The 18459-nt window shown below is 71.2% G+C and carries 19 protein-coding genes; 14 read left to right on the top strand and 5 right to left on the bottom strand.

What is annotated here, in order from left to right:
• The first annotated feature begins 56 nt into the window (after nucleotides 1–56).
• From ACFT7S_RS35385 to ACFT7S_RS35400, 4 genes are all read left to right on the top strand, one after another.
• The gene (locus ACFT7S_RS35385) at nucleotides 57–1142 is read left to right on the top strand and encodes a WD40/YVTN/BNR-like repeat-containing protein (protein WP_382739531.1); all 1086 of its coding nucleotides are present in this window, start codon (nucleotides 57–59) and stop codon (nucleotides 1140–1142) included.
• 112 nt (nucleotides 1143–1254) lie between these two features.
• Complete coding sequence (locus ACFT7S_RS35390) at nucleotides 1255–1932, top strand: uracil-DNA glycosylase (RefSeq protein WP_382739533.1); 678 nt, start codon at nucleotides 1255–1257, stop codon at nucleotides 1930–1932.
• Nucleotides 1929–3047, top strand: a complete 1119-nt coding sequence (locus ACFT7S_RS35395; RefSeq protein ID WP_382739536.1) for an N-acetylglucosamine kinase — start codon at nucleotides 1929–1931, stop codon at nucleotides 3045–3047. Before ACFT7S_RS35390 ends, ACFT7S_RS35395 begins: the two co-directional genes overlap by 4 nt.
• 149 nt (nucleotides 3048–3196) lie before the next feature.
• On the top strand, nucleotides 3197–4129 hold the full coding sequence (locus ACFT7S_RS35400) for a sirohydrochlorin chelatase (protein WP_382739539.1): 933 nt from the start codon (nucleotides 3197–3199) through the stop codon (nucleotides 4127–4129).
• A gap of 123 nt (nucleotides 4130–4252) precedes the next feature.
• Here ACFT7S_RS35400 and ACFT7S_RS35405 read toward each other — a convergent pair whose 3' ends face one another.
• The 3 genes from ACFT7S_RS35405 to ACFT7S_RS35415 form a co-directional block, all read right to left on the bottom strand.
• Complete coding sequence (locus tag ACFT7S_RS35405) at nucleotides 4253–5314, bottom strand: lactonase family protein (RefSeq protein ID WP_382739542.1); 1062 nt, start codon at nucleotides 5312–5314, stop codon at nucleotides 4253–4255.
• A gap of 100 nt (nucleotides 5315–5414) precedes the next feature.
• Nucleotides 5415–6902, bottom strand: a complete 1488-nt coding sequence (locus ACFT7S_RS35410) for an FUSC family protein (RefSeq protein WP_382739583.1) — start codon at nucleotides 6900–6902, stop codon at nucleotides 5415–5417.
• A gap of 369 nt (nucleotides 6903–7271) precedes the next feature.
• Nucleotides 7272–7760, bottom strand: coding sequence for a MarR family winged helix-turn-helix transcriptional regulator (locus ACFT7S_RS35415; protein ID WP_382739585.1), 489 nt, complete (start codon nucleotides 7758–7760; stop codon nucleotides 7272–7274).
• 96 nt (nucleotides 7761–7856) lie between these two features.
• On the opposite strand from ACFT7S_RS35415, the gene ACFT7S_RS35420 reads away from it, so the two are divergent.
• From ACFT7S_RS35420 to ACFT7S_RS35465, 10 genes are all read left to right on the top strand, one after another.
• Complete coding sequence (locus tag ACFT7S_RS35420; protein ID WP_382739545.1) at nucleotides 7857–8738, top strand: NmrA/HSCARG family protein; 882 nt, start codon at nucleotides 7857–7859, stop codon at nucleotides 8736–8738.
• A 49-nt stretch (nucleotides 8739–8787) separates the two neighbouring features.
• Nucleotides 8788–10197 carry a HEAT repeat domain-containing protein gene (locus ACFT7S_RS35425; RefSeq protein WP_382739548.1) on the top strand — a complete coding sequence of 470 codons (1410 nt, stop codon included), beginning with the start codon at nucleotides 8788–8790 and terminating at the stop codon, nucleotides 10195–10197.
• A gap of 106 nt (nucleotides 10198–10303) precedes the next feature.
• Nucleotides 10304–10786 (top strand): Lrp/AsnC family transcriptional regulator, encoded by a 483-nt coding sequence (locus tag ACFT7S_RS35430; protein WP_382739550.1) that lies wholly within the window; start codon nucleotides 10304–10306, stop codon nucleotides 10784–10786.
• Nucleotides 10787–10811: 25 nt separating this feature from the next.
• Entirely contained in the window at nucleotides 10812–11531 is a 720-nt protein-coding gene (locus tag ACFT7S_RS35435; RefSeq protein ID WP_382739553.1) for an HAD family hydrolase, read from the top strand.
• A gap of 238 nt (nucleotides 11532–11769) precedes the next feature.
• Nucleotides 11770–12993, top strand: coding sequence for a serine/threonine-protein kinase (locus ACFT7S_RS35440; RefSeq protein WP_382739588.1), 1224 nt, complete (start codon nucleotides 11770–11772; stop codon nucleotides 12991–12993).
• 177 nt (nucleotides 12994–13170) lie between these two features.
• The gene (locus ACFT7S_RS35445; RefSeq protein ID WP_382739556.1) at nucleotides 13171–13686 is read left to right on the top strand and encodes a DUF4232 domain-containing protein; all 516 of its coding nucleotides are present in this window, start codon (nucleotides 13171–13173) and stop codon (nucleotides 13684–13686) included.
• 117 nt (nucleotides 13687–13803) lie between these two features.
• Nucleotides 13804–14376 carry a DNA polymerase ligase N-terminal domain-containing protein gene (locus ACFT7S_RS35450; protein WP_382739559.1) on the top strand — a complete coding sequence of 191 codons (573 nt, stop codon included), beginning with the start codon at nucleotides 13804–13806 and terminating at the stop codon, nucleotides 14374–14376.
• A 333-nt stretch (nucleotides 14377–14709) separates the two neighbouring features.
• Entirely contained in the window at nucleotides 14710–15573 is an 864-nt protein-coding gene (locus ACFT7S_RS35455) for a VOC family protein (RefSeq protein ID WP_382739562.1), read from the top strand.
• Between the two features lie 105 nt (nucleotides 15574–15678).
• Nucleotides 15679–15864 carry a DUF6381 family protein gene (locus ACFT7S_RS35460; RefSeq protein WP_382739565.1) on the top strand — a complete coding sequence of 62 codons (186 nt, stop codon included), beginning with the start codon at nucleotides 15679–15681 and terminating at the stop codon, nucleotides 15862–15864.
• Between the two features lie 214 nt (nucleotides 15865–16078).
• Complete coding sequence (locus tag ACFT7S_RS35465) at nucleotides 16079–17029, top strand: DUF3048 domain-containing protein (RefSeq protein WP_382739568.1); 951 nt, start codon at nucleotides 16079–16081, stop codon at nucleotides 17027–17029.
• 39 nt (nucleotides 17030–17068) lie between these two features.
• Here ACFT7S_RS35465 and ACFT7S_RS35470 read toward each other — a convergent pair whose 3' ends face one another.
• Nucleotides 17069–17452 (bottom strand): Zn-ribbon domain-containing OB-fold protein, encoded by a 384-nt coding sequence (locus ACFT7S_RS35470; protein WP_382739571.1) that lies wholly within the window; start codon nucleotides 17450–17452, stop codon nucleotides 17069–17071.
• A 108-nt stretch (nucleotides 17453–17560) separates the two neighbouring features.
• Nucleotides 17561–18364 carry a TetR family transcriptional regulator gene (locus ACFT7S_RS35475; RefSeq protein ID WP_382739574.1) on the bottom strand — a complete coding sequence of 268 codons (804 nt, stop codon included), beginning with the start codon at nucleotides 18362–18364 and terminating at the stop codon, nucleotides 17561–17563.
• Between the last annotated feature and the right edge of the window lie 95 nt (nucleotides 18365–18459).

Below are 18459 nucleotides of genomic sequence, written 5' to 3' on the forward strand. Positions count from 1 at the left end.
GGCCGGGTGCAGACTGGCCGGTATCCGACTCAACGGCGTTTCGGGAGGTCTCTGTCATGACCGACGTTCTGCTCACCGTAGGTACCCGCAAAGGACTCTTCATCGGCCGCAGGCGCGGCGGTACGTGGGAGTTCGACGGCCCGCACTTCAACGCCCAGGCGATCTACTCGATCGCCATCGACACCCGCCGGGAGAATCCCCGGCTGCTCGTCGGCGGCGACAGCGCGCACTGGGGTCCGTCGGTCTTCCACTCCGACGACCTGGGGGTGACCTGGGTCGAGCCGAAGCAACCGGCGGTGAAGTTCCCGCAGTTCACCGAGGCATCGCTGGAGAGGGTCTGGCAGCTCCATCCGGCCGGCCCCGAGGCGCCGGACGTGGTGTACGCGGGCACCGAACCGGCGGCCCTGTTCCGCTCGGAGGACGGCGGCGAGTCCTTCGAGCTGGTCCGTCCGCTGTGGGAGCACCCGACCCGCTCGGAGTGGGTGCCCGGTGGGGGCGGCGAGGGTCTGCACACCATCCTGACCGACCCGAGGGACGCCCAGGCGGTCACTGTGGCGGTCTCCACGGCGGGTGTGTTCCGGACGAAGGACGGCGGCGCGAGCTGGGCTCCGTCGAACAAGGGCGTGTCGGCGGTCTTCCTGCCGGACCCGAACCCGGAGTTCGGCCAGTGCGTCCACAAAGTGACGCGGGACGCGGCCGATCCGGACCGGCTCTATCTCCAGAACCACTGGGGGGTGTTCCGCAGCGACGACTCCGGGGACTCGTGGACGGACATCGGGGCGGGTCTGCCCTCCGACTTCGGATTCGCCGCCGCCGCGCATCCGCACCGCGGGGAGACGGCCTACATCTTCCCGATCAACGCCGACGCCGACCGTGTCCCGGCCGAGCGCCGCTGCCGGGTGTTCCGTACGAGCGACGCGGGCCGGACCTGGGAGCCGCTGTCCACGGGCCTTCCGCAGGGCGCGCACTACGGCACGGTCCTGCGCGACGCGCTCTGTACGGACGACGCCGACCCCGCGGGTGTCTACTTCGGCAATCGCAACGGCGAGGTGTTCGCGAGCGCCGACGACGGTGACACCTGGCAACAGCTCCTCTCGCATCTGCCGGACGTGCTGTGCGTACGGGCGGCGGTGATCGGCTGACCGGCCGGTGCCGGCGGGGCGGGGCAGCGGTGATGGTGGGCGCTGTGGCGGATGATGGCGCCCTCACAGGTCAGTTGATCAGCGTGGTCGTATCACCAGTAGAGTGCGGCCCGTGGCAGCACGACCATTGAAAGAAATCGTCGAGCCGGGGTGGGCACAAGCCCTCGAGCCCGTGGCCGAACGCGTCGCCGCGATGGGCGACTTCCTGCGTACCGAGATCGCCGCGGGGCGCACCTACCTGCCCGCCGGACCCCATGTCCTGCGGGCGTTCCAGCAGCCGTTCGACGAGGTGCGGGTCCTGATCGTCGGTCAGGACCCGTATCCCACTCCGGGGCACGCGATCGGTCTCAGTTTCGCCGTGGCACCGGATGTCAGTCCGCTGCCGGGCAGCCTGGAGAACATCTTCCGGGAACTGCACGCGGATCTGGGGCTCCCCCGGCCGTCCAACGGCGATCTGACCCCGTGGACGCGGCAGGGGGTGCTGCTGCTCAACAGGGCGCTGACCACCGCGCCCCGGCGGCCCGCGGCCCATCGCGGCAAGGGCTGGGAAGAGGTCACCGAGCAGGCCATCCGCGCGCTGGTGGCCCGGGGCACGCCCCTGGTGTCGGTCCTGTGGGGGCGCGACGCCCGCAATCTGCGCCCCCTGCTGGGCAACTACCCGGCGATCGAGTCCTCGCACCCCTCCCCCATGTCGGCGGACCGGGGCTTCTTCGGCTCACGGCCGTTCAGCCGGACCAATGAGCTGCTGGAGCGCCAGGGGGCGCAGCCGGTCGACTGGCGGCTGCCGTGACGGCTCCGCCGGACCGGTTCGTCATCGGCGTGGACTCCGGCGGATCGGGGTTGCGGGTGGCGCTCGGGGTGGTCGACAAGGAGCAGCCCGTGTCGACTGCGGTCTGTTCCGAACCGGTGCGGACAGGTCCCGGCGGTATCGACGCGGACCATCTGCTGGCGCAACTCCTGCCCGCCGTCCGACAGCTGCTCGACGCGGCCGCAGAACGGCACGAGGGCGGCGCGGCCTCCCCCGTCGGCTCCCTCATCGGCTCCCCCGCCGGCATCGCCGCTATCGCGATCGGGGCCGCCGGGATGGCGACGCTCGGTGAGCGGTTGCGCGCGGAACTGCCCGGCGCACTCGCGGCCGAACTGGGCGTACAGCGACTGGCGCTGGCCGCCGACGCGGTGACCGCGTACGCGGGCGCGCTCGGCCAGCGGCCGGGCGCCGTGGTCGCGGGCGGCACGGGCATGATCGCGCTCGGCACGGACCTTTCCGGCTGGCGCAGAGCGGACGGCTGGGGTCATCTTCTGGGTGACTGTGGCGGCGGGGCCTGGATCGGGCAGGCCGGACTCGATGCGGCGATGCGCGCCCACGACGGACGGCGCGGCGGGTCCGCCGCACTGCTCGCCCGGCTGATCGCGGTCTTCGGTCCGGCAACGGAACTGCCGGGCCTGCTCTATCCGCGGACGGACCGGCCGGCTCTGCTCGCGTCATTCGCCCCGGAGGTCGCGGCGTGCGCCGGTGACGATCCGATCGCCGCGGGCATCCTGCGGGAGGCCGCGGCCCATATCGCCGAGACGGCCGCTGCGGTGTGTCCGGAGGCCGGGCCCGACGGTGCCGCGCAGCGCGAAGTGGCCCTGACCGGTGGCCTGTTCCGGATGGGTGACCCCCTCCTCGTACCCCTGCGCGAAGAGCTGTCGCGGCAGGTGCCGCAGGCGGTGGTGGTGCCCGCCGCGGGCGATCCGCTCACCGGCTCCCTCCGCATCGCCCGGGCGCTTGCCGCCTCCGGTCTTCGACTGCCGCTCCATCCGACCTTGCTGTTCGTACCGGACCGGGCACCGCCCACCGCACCCTCCACGGCACCGGAGGTCCCGGCCGGGTCCGGACAGGGGCGCGGACCGGGTGCCGATTAGGGATACGAGCAGTCATTCGGGAAGCCATTCCGCCCGACAGAGCGGGACAGTTGACCGCTATGCGACTCGCCGGACATTAGCGGACAGATAACGCCTGACTGGGCCCTCCCCGAACAGAGGAGCACCCAAAACCAGTAGCATGCGGCGCCATGAGCACCCCCACTGGGCCCGCTTCCGGCCTGCCTGTACGAATGCCGCGACCTCGCCAGTCCGGACGGCACCGCCGCCCGGAGCCCGTGGTCGCACCCGAGGGCGCTGCCGCGCTCGTTCTTGCCGTTCCCGGTACCCCTTCTTCGGCCACGCGCAGCCTGGCCGAAGAGGTGATCAGCATCGCCCGTTCCGAGCTCCCCGGCCTGAATGCCCGGATCGGATATCTCGACGGAGACGAGGCCGAGTACCCCACTCTTGCCTCTGTACTCGCCCACGCCGCCGCCGAGCGTGTGGCGCGCTACGAGCAGGCCATGGCCGCCGGCCGTGAGGTCGCCGCACCCGAAGGCCCGTCCGCCGTCGTGGTGCCGCTCCTCGCGGGGCCGGACAACGCCCTCATGCGGCGGATACGGCAGGCTGTGATGGACAGCGGTACCCAGGTCGAGCTGACCGACGTACTCGGCCCGCACCCGCTGCTCGCCGAGGCGCTGCACGTGCGCCTCTCGGAGGCCGGGCTGGCGCGCGCCGACCGCGCCAGGCTGTTCACCGTGGCGACCGCCGCGGACGGCATTGTGCTGGCCACCGTGGGTGGCGACGAGGCCGTGCAGGCCGCCGGGATCACCGGCATGCTGCTGGCCGCGCGGCTCGCCGTGCCGGTGATGGCCGCCGCCCTCGACGTGGAGGGTTCGGTCGCCTCGATCGCGGAGCAGCTGCAGAACTCCGGTTCGGCCCAGCTGGCGCTCGCGCCGTACCTGGTGGGCCCGGAGATCGACCCGAGCCTGCTGGACGCCGCCGCGAAGGAGGCGGGCTGCGCGACGGCCGAGCCGCTCGGCGCGTACCCGGCCATCGGCAAGCTGGTGCTGTCGCTGTACGCGACGGCGCTCGGCATCACCCCCGCGACGCCGCAGGGGACACAGGGCGCGCAGGCGCACTGATCAACCACTGACACACCGCACGTCGGCCGGTGCGGTACGAACCTGGAATCCCAGGTCCGTACCGCACCGGCCGTTTCCATGCGCGCGGCCGTCATACGCGCCGCCGGGTCGCTTTCGCAGACGTCAGACGAAGGCCACGCAGGAGGGCGCAGGAACGTCCAGCGAGCCTGCGGGGCGAGGCATACCCGTCGCGGCGTCCACGGCGAACCAGCTGACGTTCCCGGAGCGCTCATTGGCGGCGTACAGCCACTGCCCCGTCGGGTCGAGGGCCAGGTCACGCGGCCAGAGCCCCCCGCAGCCGACGGTCGCGGCGAGGGCCGCCTTCTCGCCGGTCTCGTCCAGGGTGAGGACCGCGATGCTGTCGTGCCCCCGGTTCGCGACCCACAGGAACCGTCCGTGGTGCGAGACGACCACCGTGGACGGGTACGTACGCACCTCGGCATCGACGATCACGCTGTCGGGCAGTACGGCGGTGACAGCGACCGGTTCGAGGACGCCGGTGGCCGCGTCCCAGGCGCACACGGTGAGGGTCGGTTCGAGTTCGCCGACGACGTAGGCGAAGTGGCCCGCGGGGTGGAAGGCCAGATGGCGCGGTCCGGTGCCCGGACTCAGCTTCGTCTCGCCGTGCAGGCGCAGTTCACCCGTGGCCGGGTCGACGACGCAGACCCGTACGGAGTCGGTGCCGAGGTCCACGCTCAGCAGCCACTGCCCCGAGGGGTCGGCCAGCACCTCGTGGGCGTGCGGGGCGGACTGGCGGGAGGCGTCCGGCCCGCTGCCTTCGTGCTGGAGGACCGATTCGGCGGCCCCGAGCGAGCCGTCGGCCAGCACGGGCAGCACCGTGACGCTGCCGGAGTCGTAGTTCGCCGTGACGACGTGGCCGGCGGCGAGCGTCAGGTGCGCGGGGCCCTCCCCGCGCACGGACTGCGGGGCGCCCAGGAGGCGCGGTACGTCACCTGAGACGTCGAAGGCGGCCGCCGCCCCCTCCGAGGTCTCACTGACCGCGTAGAGGACCGTTCCGCCCGGCCCGAGGCCGCTCACCAGGTACGACGGGTCGGGGACGGCATCGGTGGAACCGAGCACGGTCAGCGCCCCGCTCTCCCGGTTCACGGCGACGGTGGTGATCCCCTGCCCGCCCGCCGAGGTGAACGACCCAATGAATGCCCGGCCGGCGCTGTTCCCGCTCATCGCACTACCTCTCTTCACCGTCTGACCCGATCTTCGGGCCGACGGTAGCAGGCAGCATGTTCTGGTCCAGACCAATCAGATCTTGAAGATCAGCCTGCCGCTACGAGCGCACCAGGGGAGCTCGTGGGGAGCTGCCCAGCGGAGCGGCGAGTTCCGCGAGCGCCCGCTCCAGATCGTGAAGGTGCGCCAGTGCGCGTTCCGCTCCGGCGGGGTGTGGTGCGAAGACCGCGGGCTCCGGCGTGCCGTTCGGGGTGGTGAGGGCTTCCACGGCGGCTTCGACGCGCCAGCAGGCAGCCGCCAGACGGGCGTCATGTGACGCGGCCGGATCGGCGGCGATGGACATCAAGCCCCGCACTTCGCGAGCGCAGTCGTCAAGCAGCTCGATGACGTGACGGGCACGGGCCTTGCGAGCACGGAACGGGCTCAACGGGTGCACCAGAGGAGCAAGCGACATCCGAACCCGGCCGAGCAGCGACTCGAGCTCAGCGGCCTGCGGAGCCGGATCGGCCTCGGGATCGCCGGCAAGGCGGGCAGCCGCCTCGGCGGTGGCCGCGTGCACGCAATGCAGAACCCGCTGGATCCAAGCGTCGTTCGTGGCGTGTGTCGTGACCGGCAGCACGAGAAGCACGGCCAGCGCGGCACACAGCGCGCCCACGCCTGTCTCTGCGAGACGAAGAACGAGCAGGCTCGGGTCAAGCACTCCCAGCAGACCGTAAAGCAGGCCGGCCATGATCGTCACCGCCAGCATCATCCAGGAATACGAGACTGCGGCGGTATAGAAGATGCCGAAGACAGCGACGGCAACCAGGGCTGCTGTTGGCACGGGCGCACCGTGCAGCGGGATGCCGACCACCAGAACAACGGCGATACCGATCACGGTGCCAAGAACACGGCGGAATCCGCGGACCAGGGTCTCGCCGCGGGAAGACGTGTTGACGAAAATCCACCAGACGGTGCCGACGGCCCAGTACCAGCGGTCTTCGGAGAGCGCCTGCCCGATGGACAGCGCGACGAGGCAGGCAGCAGTGGCCTGGAAAGCCTGCCGGGTGGTTGGCCGCGCCAGGCCCGTTCCAGGCAGGCCCGGCGGAGCCGCGACGGGTGGAATACGCCTCTCAATAGGCCAGATCAGGAAGCGCACAGCACCGGCCGCGAGGAGAGCAAGACTTACAGCGGCGTACAACTCGGGCAGCTGGGCAGGGACGGCGTGCAGGAACTGCGTCACGAAGAAGCTCATGAACGCGAAGATTCCGAGGGCGTGGCCGCGTGGACCCCAACGGCGCGCGTAGACCCCGCAGAAGACGACTGCCAGGAACGCGACGTCGCGGGCCACGGTGACACCATGCAAGGTGGTGGCGAGCGCCAGCACCGGGAATCCCGCGGCGGGGAGCAGAGCGGTGGTGATCCGCTGGGCGCGGACGGTCGCATCGGCGACGGTGAAAAGGGCGAGCAATGCCGCAAGCCCCGCGGTGATCGACGCGACCAGCGAGAACCCGCACAGCTCGGCGGCGGCGACAGCCAGGGCGATACCGATGACGGCACGGACTGAGTTCTTCAGCCTCAGGCGCCCCGGGTCCGGAGCCACGAACATCCTCTTCACGGCGGTGTGCCGCCCCCCTTGCAGTGGTGCGCGCCCCCCTGTGGCCGTCCGGGGTGATGGGCGGCGAACAGGAACAACGAAGGCACCGCGGACCGGATTCCGGCTTCGTCGCCGACCGGCGCTGCGCGGCGCCTTGAGTACATGGATACGACAAAGGTAACCACCTTTGGCCAACTGGCTCAACAGCCGAACCATCAGCTGTGCCATTGGTACACCATGTCAGCCTTGATCATGACAAGTGGTAGGCCAACGGCCAGGCCCTCCCCGTGGCCGAGCTACGCACGACGGGGGTCGGCCGACAGCGGCCAAGGCAGCCCAGGGGTGGTCGAGCCGGCCGCCGGTGAGCTTTCACCGAGGCGCTCAGTCCGGCTTCGGCAGGGCTCGCAGGTGCTGCATCTGACTGTGGCTGAGGTCGTGCGCCCGTCGCATGTGCCGGGTGATCACCTCGAGTTCCTCGTCGGTGTGGTCGTCGAAAAGCGACTGCCACGCCTGGCCGAGGTCGTCCCACACGGCGGTGACACGGGCGACTCGGTCAGCCACCGGGGTGACCAGTACCCGGCGGCGATCCTGCTGATCGGGTGCGCGGGCAACGTAGCCCTCCCGCTCCAGCCGGTCGACGAGCCGCGTGGCCGAGCCTGTGGTCAGGCCGGTCATGTCGGCGATCTGCTTCACCGTGCGCGGTCCGGGTTCGGCCGTCAGCAGGCTCAGGAACTGCACGTCGGTCGGGTGCAGCCCGAGGTGATCGGCAACGGCCTGATTGAACAGCACATACGCCGCCAGGTAGCGGCGCGATTCCTTCGACAACTCCTCGTACAGCCGGGCCCGGCGTGGCTCTGTCACCTGGATCACACTCCAAATCGCTGCGCGGCGCAGCAAAATCTCGTACGGTTTGATGCGTGACGCAGTTAATGCGTCACGCATCAATACTAGCTACTGGGAGAACCCATGCTCACCGTCGCCGTAACCGGAGCCACCGGCGCCCAGGGCGGGGCCACCGCCCGCGCCCTGCTGGCCGCAGGCCACCATGTGCGCGCGCTCACCCGGCACCCGTCCTCGACCGCTGCCGAAGCCCTGCGCGGCCTGGGAGCCGACGTGCGCCACGCCGACTTCGACGACCGTGCCTCGCTCGGCGCCGCACTCTCCGGGACGGACTCCCTCTTCGCGGTCACCACCCCGTTCGGCACCGACACCACCACCGAAACCCGGCAGGGCAAGGCTCTCGTCGACGCCGCGGCAGCCGCAGACCTCCGGCACATCGTCTTCACCTCCGCCGCCCACGCGGACCGCGGCACCGCGGTCCCGCACTACGAGAGCAAGTACCTGGTCGAGCAGTACCTCCACACAACCGACGTGCCCTGGACCGTCATTGCTCCGGCGGCGTTCATGGACAACTACGCCGGCGGCTGGACCCTCGACGGGCTGCGCGACAACACGTTCGCCTGGCCCATGCCCGCCGACCGGCCGCTCACGCTCATCCCTGCCGCCGACATCGGCGCTTTCGCGGCGCTGGTGCTCCAGCGCCGCGACGACTTCGCCGGCCGCCGCATAGACATCGCCTCCGACGAGTGCTCCCCCGGCCGGATAGCCGAGATCCTCGCGACACGCACTGAGCGGCCGATCGCCCATCAAGAGGTCCCGCTGGCTCATGTCCGTATGCGATCCGCCGACTTGGCGGCCATGTTCGAGTACTTCACCACCGTCGGCCTCGATGTCGACGTCGCCGGGCTGCGACGCGACTACCCCGAAGTCGGCTGGCACAACTTTGCCGACTGGGCCGCCGGCCAGGACTGGCCCGCGCTTCTGTCCCCCGGCCCGGCAGATCGGTGAGATCTCCGGCCGACCTACTGGCCATAAGCGATTCTCCTAGGCTATGAGCATGCGGAAAATGATCCCCCTGTCGCCCACGCTGCGTCTGCCTCCGCACGACCGCCTCCTGCTGGGCAAGCCGCTGTCAGCAGCCCTGGACACCGCTGACCCGGAGGCGTGGGTCGATCTCGACCGGCGGATACGGTCGGCGACCGCACGACGCAGCGGGGTCCAGCCCCTCGGGGCCATGCTCCGCGACCGCCGCGCCCACGGGTCCGGGTCCGTCGACTGGGCGACCGCCCCGCGCTGGGACGAGGAAACCCGCGACGTCACCTGGTCACGGTTCCCGCCCTCCGAGCCGGAGAACGCGATCGTCCTCTGCCACGACCGGTGGCAGGCACGTGAAGCCGCACTGGCCTTCGCCGTCGGGCGGCCGGCCCTCCTGCCTCTGCTCCTCATCCGCTGCGCCGACAGTCATCCACAGGTACGGGAGCGGGCCCGCCGCCTGGCAGGTAAGGCCCTGGACGCGTCCGGGGCGTTGGCGTCGCAGATGGTGCCCCTGGTCCTGCGTCTGAGCCTGCGCCCGCATGGCGGCTGGGCACTGGAACGCGTCATGGCCGCCGCCGGGCCTCTGCCGAGCGGCCTGACGGCACCCTTCCACGCCAGTCCGCTGCCGCGGGTCCGAATACTGGGGGCACGACTGTCACTGGAGCAGGAGCTGCTCACGCCCGATGAGCTGACGGAGCTCGCCCTCAACGCCGCGGACCGGGCCGTCCGGCACCTGTGCACCGACGCGCTGCTGGCCCAGGTCACCGCCGACGCCCCGGAGCAGCTCCTGAATCCCCTGCTGAATGCCTCCTCCGCCGTGACTCGGTCCTCCGCGGTGACGGCACTGCACAGGGCCGGCCGGGGCCGGGAAGCCGCGGCCTACCTGGCCGACCCGTCGGCCCGGGTGCGTTCCGCCGCCCGTCTGGTCCTCCGGCTGGAGGGCGACGACCCCCCGTCGCACTACCGCGCCCTGTGCGCCGACCCCGGTCTCCCCGGCCTGCCGCCGGGGGCGCTGTTCGGCCTGGCCGAGTGCGGAGCACCCGATGCGACAGCTCTCCTGCGCCCGCTGGCAGCGCATCCGGAGGGCCGGGTGCGCGCCGCGGCACTCGCGGCCCTGCTCATGACGGACGCACTGTCCCCCGACGAGCTGATGGCCGCTATGGACGACCCGCACCCCCCTGTCGTACGTACCGCCCGCAAAGCGCTCGTTCCCTACGTCCTGCTCGTCCCCGAGAAGTGGCTGGTCTCTCTGATGGCCCCGGGACGCCCCCGTCACGTGCGGCGGGCCGGCCTCCGGCTGCTCTGCGCCCACAGCCTCGGTCTGCGCAAACGTGTCCTGGCCGCGCTGGAGCTGGACGAGGATCCCGAGGTCGCCTACGAGGCGCAACGCGCCCGCTACGAACCGCTGCCGCCCGCCGGTTCCAACAGCTGACACCCACGAGCCGACGTCCCACCGTCTTACGCTCACTCGAGTGCTGTGCTGTGCCATTGGTACAGTCGATGTACGTTTCACCGAGCCAGGAAGGGCCCAACGGACCATGGCCGTGGATACGCTCGACACCCGCATCCTGCGCCTGCTGATCGAGCAGCCGCGCACCAGCGCGCGGGAGTACGCGCGCATTCTGGGGATCGCCCGCGGCACCCTCCAGGCCCGGCTCGACCGCCTGGAGCGGGACGGCGTGATCACCGGTACGGGCCCCGCACTCTCCCCCGCCGCCCTCGGCCACCCGGTCCTCGCCTTCGTACACCTGGAGGTCACCCAGGGGCACCTGGACGAGGTGGGCGAGGCCCTCTCCGCCGTCCCGGAGATCATCGAGGCGTTCTCGACGACGGGCGGCGGCGATCTGCTGACCCGGGTCGTCGCCCGCGACAACGGGCATCTGGAGGATGTGATCCAGCAGCTGATCCAGCTCCCCGGGGTGGTCAGGACCCGGACGGAGGTGGCGCTTCGCGAGCGGGTGGCGCACCGGGTGCTGCCCCTGGTCGAAGCGGTGGGACGGACCGCCGGCGGCGCGGACTGATCACCCGCCCGGCATGCTGGGAGCCATGAGTTCACCGCGTACCCAGGTCCCCCACGTCATCTTCGATCTCGACGGCACACTCGTGGACAGCGAGCCGAACTACTACGAGGCGGGCCGCCGCCTCCTCGCCCGGTACGGCGTGACGGATTTCAGCTGGGAGGACCACACCCGCTTCATCGGGATCGGCACCCGCGAGACGCTGACCGTGCTGCGCGCCGAGTACGGGATCGAGGCACCGGTCGATGAACTCCTGGCCGGAAAGAACTCCCTCTATCTCGAACTGGCCGGCTCCTCCACCGAGGTCTTCCCCGAGATGCGGAAACTCGTGGAACGCCTGCACGGCGCGGGCATCCCGATGACGGTGGCCTCGGGTTCGTCCCGGGCGGCGATCGGGGCGGTGCTCGCCGTCACCGGCCTCGACGCGTACATCTCGCTGTACGTGTCCGCGGAGGAGGTGTCGCACGGCAAGCCGGAACCCGATGTGTTCCTGGAGGCCGCACGGCGACTGGGAGCGGACCCGGCCGACTGCGTGGTGCTGGAGGACGCCGCGCCCGGCGCGGCCGCGGCGCGCGCGGCGGGGATGCGCTGCCTCGCGATCCCGTATCTGACGGGGACGGCGGACGATCCGGCGTTCCTGGCGACGGATCTCCTCTTCGCCGGCGGGCAGCGTGAATTCACGGCTCAGGCCGCGTACGAGTGGCTCCTTCGGGCGGGCGGCCCCGGGACCACCGTGCCGATTGGCTGATTGCCGCCCCCATCAGCGCGTCCGGCCGACGGCCGGCAGGTCACCGGTGCCAACTGCGGTCCCGCAGGCCGATATCCTGACCCAGCCGCGCACCCCCTCCTCATCCTCCTCGTCCCGATCCCGATGAGCCCGATGAGGTCGCCTCCGCGGCTGTCGAAGCGGGCCACAGTTCGAGATTGGTGCACAGGTGCTGGTAGCTGGTCGGTACCGGTTGATATCCCCTATCGGCCGCGGCGGCATGGGCGAGGTGTGGCGCGCGACGGACGAAGTCCTCGGCCGGGCCGTCGCCGTGAAGCTGTTGCTGGGCGACCGTGACGACGCGTCATCGGCCGCCCGCTTCCGGCTGGAGGCGCAGACCGCCGCCCGGCTGAGCCATCCTCACCTCGTGGCGGTGTTCGACTTCGGGGCCTGGGAGGACCGGTTCTATCTCGTGATGGAGCTGGTCGAGGGCAGGAGCCTCAGCGATCTGCTCGCGGCCCAGGAGACGGTCCATCCGGAGCAGGTGGCCCGGATCGCGGGCGAGGCGGCCTCGGGTCTGGCCGCCGCCCACCGGCAGGGCGTCGTGCACCGCGACATCAAGCCCGGGAACCTGATGCTGGACGCCGAAGGGTCCGTCAAGATAGGCGACTTCGGGATAGCCCAATTCGTGGACGATCCCGCCACGGCACTGACCACCGCCGGACAGATCGTGGGCACGAGCCTCTATCTGGCCCCGGAGCGCGCGCTCGGCCGCACGGCCGACTCGGCGTCGGACATGTACTCCCTCGGCTGTGTGATCTACCAACTCCTGGTCGGCCACCCGCCGTTCCGTTCCGATACGGCGACCGCGACGCTCTATCAGCATGTGGACACCCCTCCCGTGCCGCTGCGGCAGCGGGGCGTCGACATCTCCCCCGCGTTCGACGCGTATCTGCTGAGCCTGCTCGCCAAGCAGCCCGAGGACCGGCCCGGCGCCCAGCAGGTGTCCGACTGGTTCCGCACCGACGCCTGGCGCGGGCGCCCCGAGCCGTTGCCCCCGCACGTCACCCCCGCCGGTCCGGCGCACGCGCCGACGCCTCCCCCGGCCCGGGGCCCGCTCACCTCGCCGATGTCCACCGGTGCGCAGCGGTCCGGGCCCGACACGGCGGGCGGGGCCGCGGGCCCCACCACGTACCGGCTGCCGCAGGCCACCGGCCGAAGACGGGCGCCCGCGCCCGCCCGCAGGCGCAGTACCCGTGAGGCCATCCGGCGTCGGCCGCGCGTGGCCAGCGCCATCGCGGGGACGGCCGCCTTCATCGCTGCCGTGTACCTGGGGATGATCCTGTTCGCCCCGGACCCCAGCTCCGCCGAGACACCGGCCACCGATCCCACGGGGGCGACCACGCCGACCGCTCCGGTCTCCGATGCGCCGGCCCAGGAGGACTTCTCGCAGGAGGACTCCCCCGAGAACCATGAGCAGGACGAGGAACACGGGGACGACTGAGGCCCGCCTCGGGCCGGGTGGCGCATTCGCTACAACCGATTGCCGGGCAAGCGCGTCATATGAGGCAGGCCGTCGGTCCGCGGTGGATGCTGGTCGGGCGTACGCCGGGCCCGGGCCATCTCGTCCGGCTCCTCCCGCCGCGTGCGCCGATGCCCACGCCCACGATCGGGGATTCCGATGCGTATCCATCCTGCTCTCGCCGCTTCCTCCGCGGCCGTCCTCGCCCTGATCGCCGCGTCCGGCGCTCCTGCCGCCGCGGCCCCCGGCCCCGCCGTCTGCGCGGAGCGTGCCATCGAGGTGGCCGCCACCGCTTCGCCCGATGTCGCGGACGTGGTGCGGATCAGCGTCACCAACCAGGGCCCTCGCCCGTGTGTCGTCGACCGGATTCCCACCGTGACATTCGGGGACCTGGACGGCGCGGCGCTGCCGGTGCCCGCGACCGGGAGTGCGCCGTACCGGCTGGCCGCGGGCCGGTCCGCGTTTGCGGCCGTACGCACGCTGGACCCCGCTTCGACGGAGCTGCGGCTGGTGGACCGGATGACGGTCGCCGGGCATCCCGCGCACTACGGGCGGACGTTCGACGCCGCTTCCCTCGGGGCGCCGCGCGGAATCCGCGTCTGGGAACCCGTCACCACGTGGTGGCACCCGACGCAGACCGAGGCCGACGCGGTGCTCGCGGAGCACACCAACTGATACGGGGTTCGGCCGGTGGCCCCGCCGGGGCACCGGCTCACCGCCGCGCGGTCCACCGCCCCGGGTCGCACAGTGGAAGAACAGTGGAAGAAGGAGCTGCGGGCGGGAGGACCTGGCGTGAACACCGATGACGTACAGCGGACCGGTGACGCACCCCGGTTCGTGGTGCAGATCCACGACGCGCGGCGGATGCACTTCGACTTCCGGCTGGAGGTCGACGGCGTACTGAAGTCCTGGGCGGTACCCCGGGGCCCCTCGGACAATCCGCGGGACAAGCGCCTCGCCGTACCGACACAGGACCATCCCCTGGAGTACCGCGAGTTCGAGGGCGTCATTCCGCAGGACGAACAAGGGGGCGGCACGGTCATCGTCTGGGACCAGGGCACCTACCGGCCGCTCAGCCACGACGAGCAGGGCACGCCCGTATCGTTCGAGGAGGCCCTGGAGCGCGGTCATGCGACCTTCTGGCTCGACGGTGCCAAACTCCACGGCGAATTCGCCCTCACCCGTTTCCAGGTGGGCGACGAGGCGCCGGGGGCGGGCCAGGTGGCATGGCTGCTGATCAAGGCGAACGACAAGCAGGCCGTCCACGACAGACCCGGCACCCCCAACCCGTACCACGCCCGCTCCGCCCGTACCGGACGCACGCTGCACCAGGTCGAGGCCGCGGAGAACCGGCACACGAGCTGACGCGCCGGGCCGGGCCGGGCCGGGCCGGGAGACGGTCACCTGTGCCACCCCGGATGCGGCGGTGGCGACGAGGCGCACGAGTGGCCCGCACCCGTGCCTTCGGGCAGCATGGTCGGCGAGGACCGGGCCGCGCTTCGCGGATACCGTGCGGGGTCATCGGCCGGGCTGTCTACGCACAAGTCCATGGCAGGAGCCCCGACGGCGGCGGCGTCGCAGCGAGCGACGGGCAGCCACGCGCCGGCCGGCGTCCGCGGATGTGGCGCATGGCCGCACGCGGGCGCCCACGAGGGCCGGGCAGAGGTCGCACCGGTCCGCTCTGGAGGTGTACGCACCGTGATCGGTTCGCATCCACAGCAGGAGACTCCGCGGCGGAGGACTGCGCAGCAGAGGTCCACTACGGACGCTACGGGTCTCGGGGCACCGTGCTGGGCAAGTCTCTCCACGCGCGATCTGGCCTCGTCGCAGAAGTTCTACGGGGCCGTACTGGGATGGACCTTCCGCGGTACGGACTTGGGCGACGAGTTCAGTGTGGCCCTCTACGACGGCGTACCGACGGCCGGCCTTGGGGAGCCGTCGGAGGCCCTGCACATCGCGAACGACTGGACGCCGTACTTCGCCGTCCCGGACGCAGATGTGGCCGCCGCGCGGATCAGGGAGCGCATGGGCACGGTCGCGGTGGGGCCGATCGACTTCCCGATCGGCCGCGCGGCGGTCGCCGCCGATCGCGACGGCGCGCGCTTCGGGGTCTGGCAGGGGCGCCTCGTGGCCGACTGGCAGGCCTGGCGGGAGCACCGCCCCTGGTGGCTGGACCTGACGACCGCCAAACCGTTCGAGGCCGCGCTCTTCTACGGCGAGATCCTCGACTGGGCCTCGGACCGTCCCGGCTGCTGCGAAGTCGGTTACGAGCACGACGACGTGGTGCTGCGCGACGACGGCCGTGTCGCGGCCCTCATCACGGCGGGCGCCGAGAACAGCGAAATCCTCCCCGGGTACGGACCGCGCTGGAACGTGCATTTCCCGGTGCGGGACGTGGCGGCGGCGCTTGAGACCGCGGTCCGGCACGGCGGCCGGGTCATCGAACGCCGGATCTCGGCCCGTGAGGACGGGGCCACGCTCCGCGACCCCGGCGGCGCCGTGTTCTGCGTCGCGTCGGCCACCGGCCCTCCGCCGGCACAGGGCGACGACGAGTGGCCGTGAACACACCTGATTACGGAACGTGACAGCACGGGGTGCAGTTCTGGCAGGAGGCTGGTTCGCTGGCACTGTCCGCTCTCCCCGCTCTCCATGAACCCAGGAGTGATCATGAGCGCCATATCCGGGCCCTCGGGCCGTGCCCAGCACATGCGCCAGAAGGCCAGCGAGTTGAGTGACGCCGCTGAGCGCACATCCGACCCCGAGCACCGCCTGCGCCTTCAGCAGAAGGCCCAACGGCTCCTGGCGCAGAGCGAGCAGGACGGCAACGAGATGGACGGCACGGCCGGACCGTGACAGCCCTGCTTGCCGGGCCCGGGCGGGGTGCACGCTCCCCGCCCGGGCCCGAGGCGGTCCGCACGGCCCTCGCGGTTTGCGCGGCCTTTCCGGAACCGTCGAACCGACGGAACCAGCTGCCGGTCTTCTGCGTGATGATGAACAGGAGAGTCATCGCCGCAGCAGACATGAGCCGGCGCCCCCGTGCAGAGCCGGCTCGAAAGGGGCGGCCGCCATGCACACCTCCGGAACGAAGCGACCGGCCGCAACCTCGTTCGCCGCGCTCGCGCTCCTCATCGCCGCAGCGTGCGGCTGCCAGGCCGGAGGGGGGGAAACTCCCTCTCCGGACAGTTCGGCCACGTCCGCAGGACACGCCGACGTCCTCGCCGTGAAGATCGACAACGTCGCCCCCGCTCGGCCACCGACCGGGCTGGAGAAGGCCGACCTCGTCTATGTGGAGCAGGTGGAGGCGGGGCTCAGCCGCATACTCGCCGTCTACTCCTCCGACGTCCCGCCCGTGATCGGTCCCGTACGGAGCGCCCGCGAAACGGACCTGGAACTGCTCCGGCAATTCGACGGGCCCACTCTCGCGTACTCCGGCGCCCAGTCGGCGCTGCTGCCGTCGATCGAGGCGGCTCCGCTCGACGCCCTGCCGCCGTCGAAGGCACCGAACGCCTACTTCAGGGACCCGGACCGGCCGGCACCGCACAACCTGTACCTCCGCCCAGGCAACATCCCGCACGCATCGACGCAGGTCAACGCGGCCGAGGACATCGGACTACGCTTCGCGGCCGCGCCCGGGGGCGGCACGCCCGTCAACGAACGTACGGTGAGCTACCCATCGGCGCGGTTCACGTTCACCTGGTCGCCGGAGCAGAAGAAGTGGCTGGTCACCATGGACGGCGAGCCGTCCCGTACCGCTTCGGGGGACCGGCTCGCAGCGGCCACCGTGCTCCTCCAGGACGTGACCCTGGGCCCCTCCCGCTTCCGGGACCGGTGGGGGAACACCTCACCCTTCACCGAGACCGTGGGGTCCGGATCGGCGCTCGCACTGCGCGACGGCAAGGCGTATGACGTCACGTGGGAGCGCGACACCGCCGCGTCGTCGACGGAGTTCACCAGCGAGGACGGCCGGCCGATGACGTTCGCGCGCGGCCAGGTCTGGATCGTACTGGTTCCCGAATGACCCGGCGGCCGACTGACGTCTCCACGCCCGAGCGGGAGTTCAGCGCCAGGGGTCGCGTTCGACCTTCTCCACCGTTTCGAGGACGACCTCTCCGGTGCTGAGATCGGCACCGGACGCCGGGCGAACCCGGGCACCGGGCCACACCAGTTGGGGCGCGGTGCCGATGACACGGCAACGGAACATGAAGCCCTCGGGGAACCGGACCAGGGATTCGTTGCGTGCGAACTCGGTGTAGCGGTGCACCACCGTCGACCGGACAACGACCCCGTGGCCCTCGCTCAACTCCGTTTCCAGATCGCTCGATTGGCATACGGGGCACAGGAGCCGCCGGAAGGACGCCGTGCCGCACCAGCGACACCGCTGATAGGTGAGTCCGGTTCTTTCACGCGCCGCCGTAGCGGTGCCGCTTCCTGGCTGGGACACGTCTCGACCCCCTGCACTCGGCTGGTGAGCGCCGCACCATCGCGCGACGCTCCAGCACCATATGGCACTGAGTGCCGGACCGTAAAGGCACTGAGTGCCTAATCTTGCTCAGCCCGCCGCCATGGCCGCCTCGATGCTCTGCACCACCCGCCACATCGGAGCCTTCCTGGAGGCCACCATGACGATCACGTCGTCGCCCGAGTCCACGGCCAGTCCCCCGTCCGGAGGGCTGTACGGACCCCTCTGCGGTTCCGCTTCGCCGGCCCGGTCCGCGGCGGGCTGCCCGGTCGCCTTCCCCCATACGTCGCGCACCAGCCCGAGGGCGTGTTCCACGGCGGCCTCGGCATCACCCACTCCGCCCGAACGCAGCCACGAACGCAGGGCGTTGTTGTGCGCGGCCACCACCGCCGCAGCCACGACATCGGCCCGCAGCCCGCCGTCGGGAGCCTCCGCCCAGCGCCTGCGCAGATAGCCGGCGAGCGTGCCCTCGTAGCGGCGCACCACCGAAAGTTCATAGGTACGCAGGCCAGGAACCTCTTGCGTCAGCCCGTAGCGCTGCACGGAGAACTCGGGGTTCGCCGCGTACATCCGCATCACGAGCCTGGCCGCGTCACACACCGCGCCGACCGGATCGGGGCCGTCACGGCCGTCCAGCAGGGCGGTCATATCGGCGAGACACCGCTCGTGATCGGGGAAGACCGCGTCCTCCTTCGACGGGAAGTACCGGAAGAAGGAACGGCGCCCCACTCCCGCCCGCGCCACGATGTCGTCCACCGTGGTCTGCTCGTAGCCACGCTCCAGGAAGAGCTGGAAGGCCGCTTCGGCAAGCGCCTCCCGCATGGGCACCTTCACGGGGGAACTGCCGGATGCCGGGCCGGCTGCCGCCCTGCGTCCTCTGCGCGCTTCAGTCATGCCGGGAACGTAACACCGGAATGCACCAATTGGCACTACGTACCTTGCGAGAGGGTACTGCGTGCCATATTGTCGTGACAACGAATCGCATCAGC

This window comes from Streptomyces sp. NPDC057136 (assembly GCF_042670885.1).
Lineage (GTDB): Bacteria > Actinomycetota > Actinomycetes > Streptomycetales > Streptomycetaceae > Streptomyces.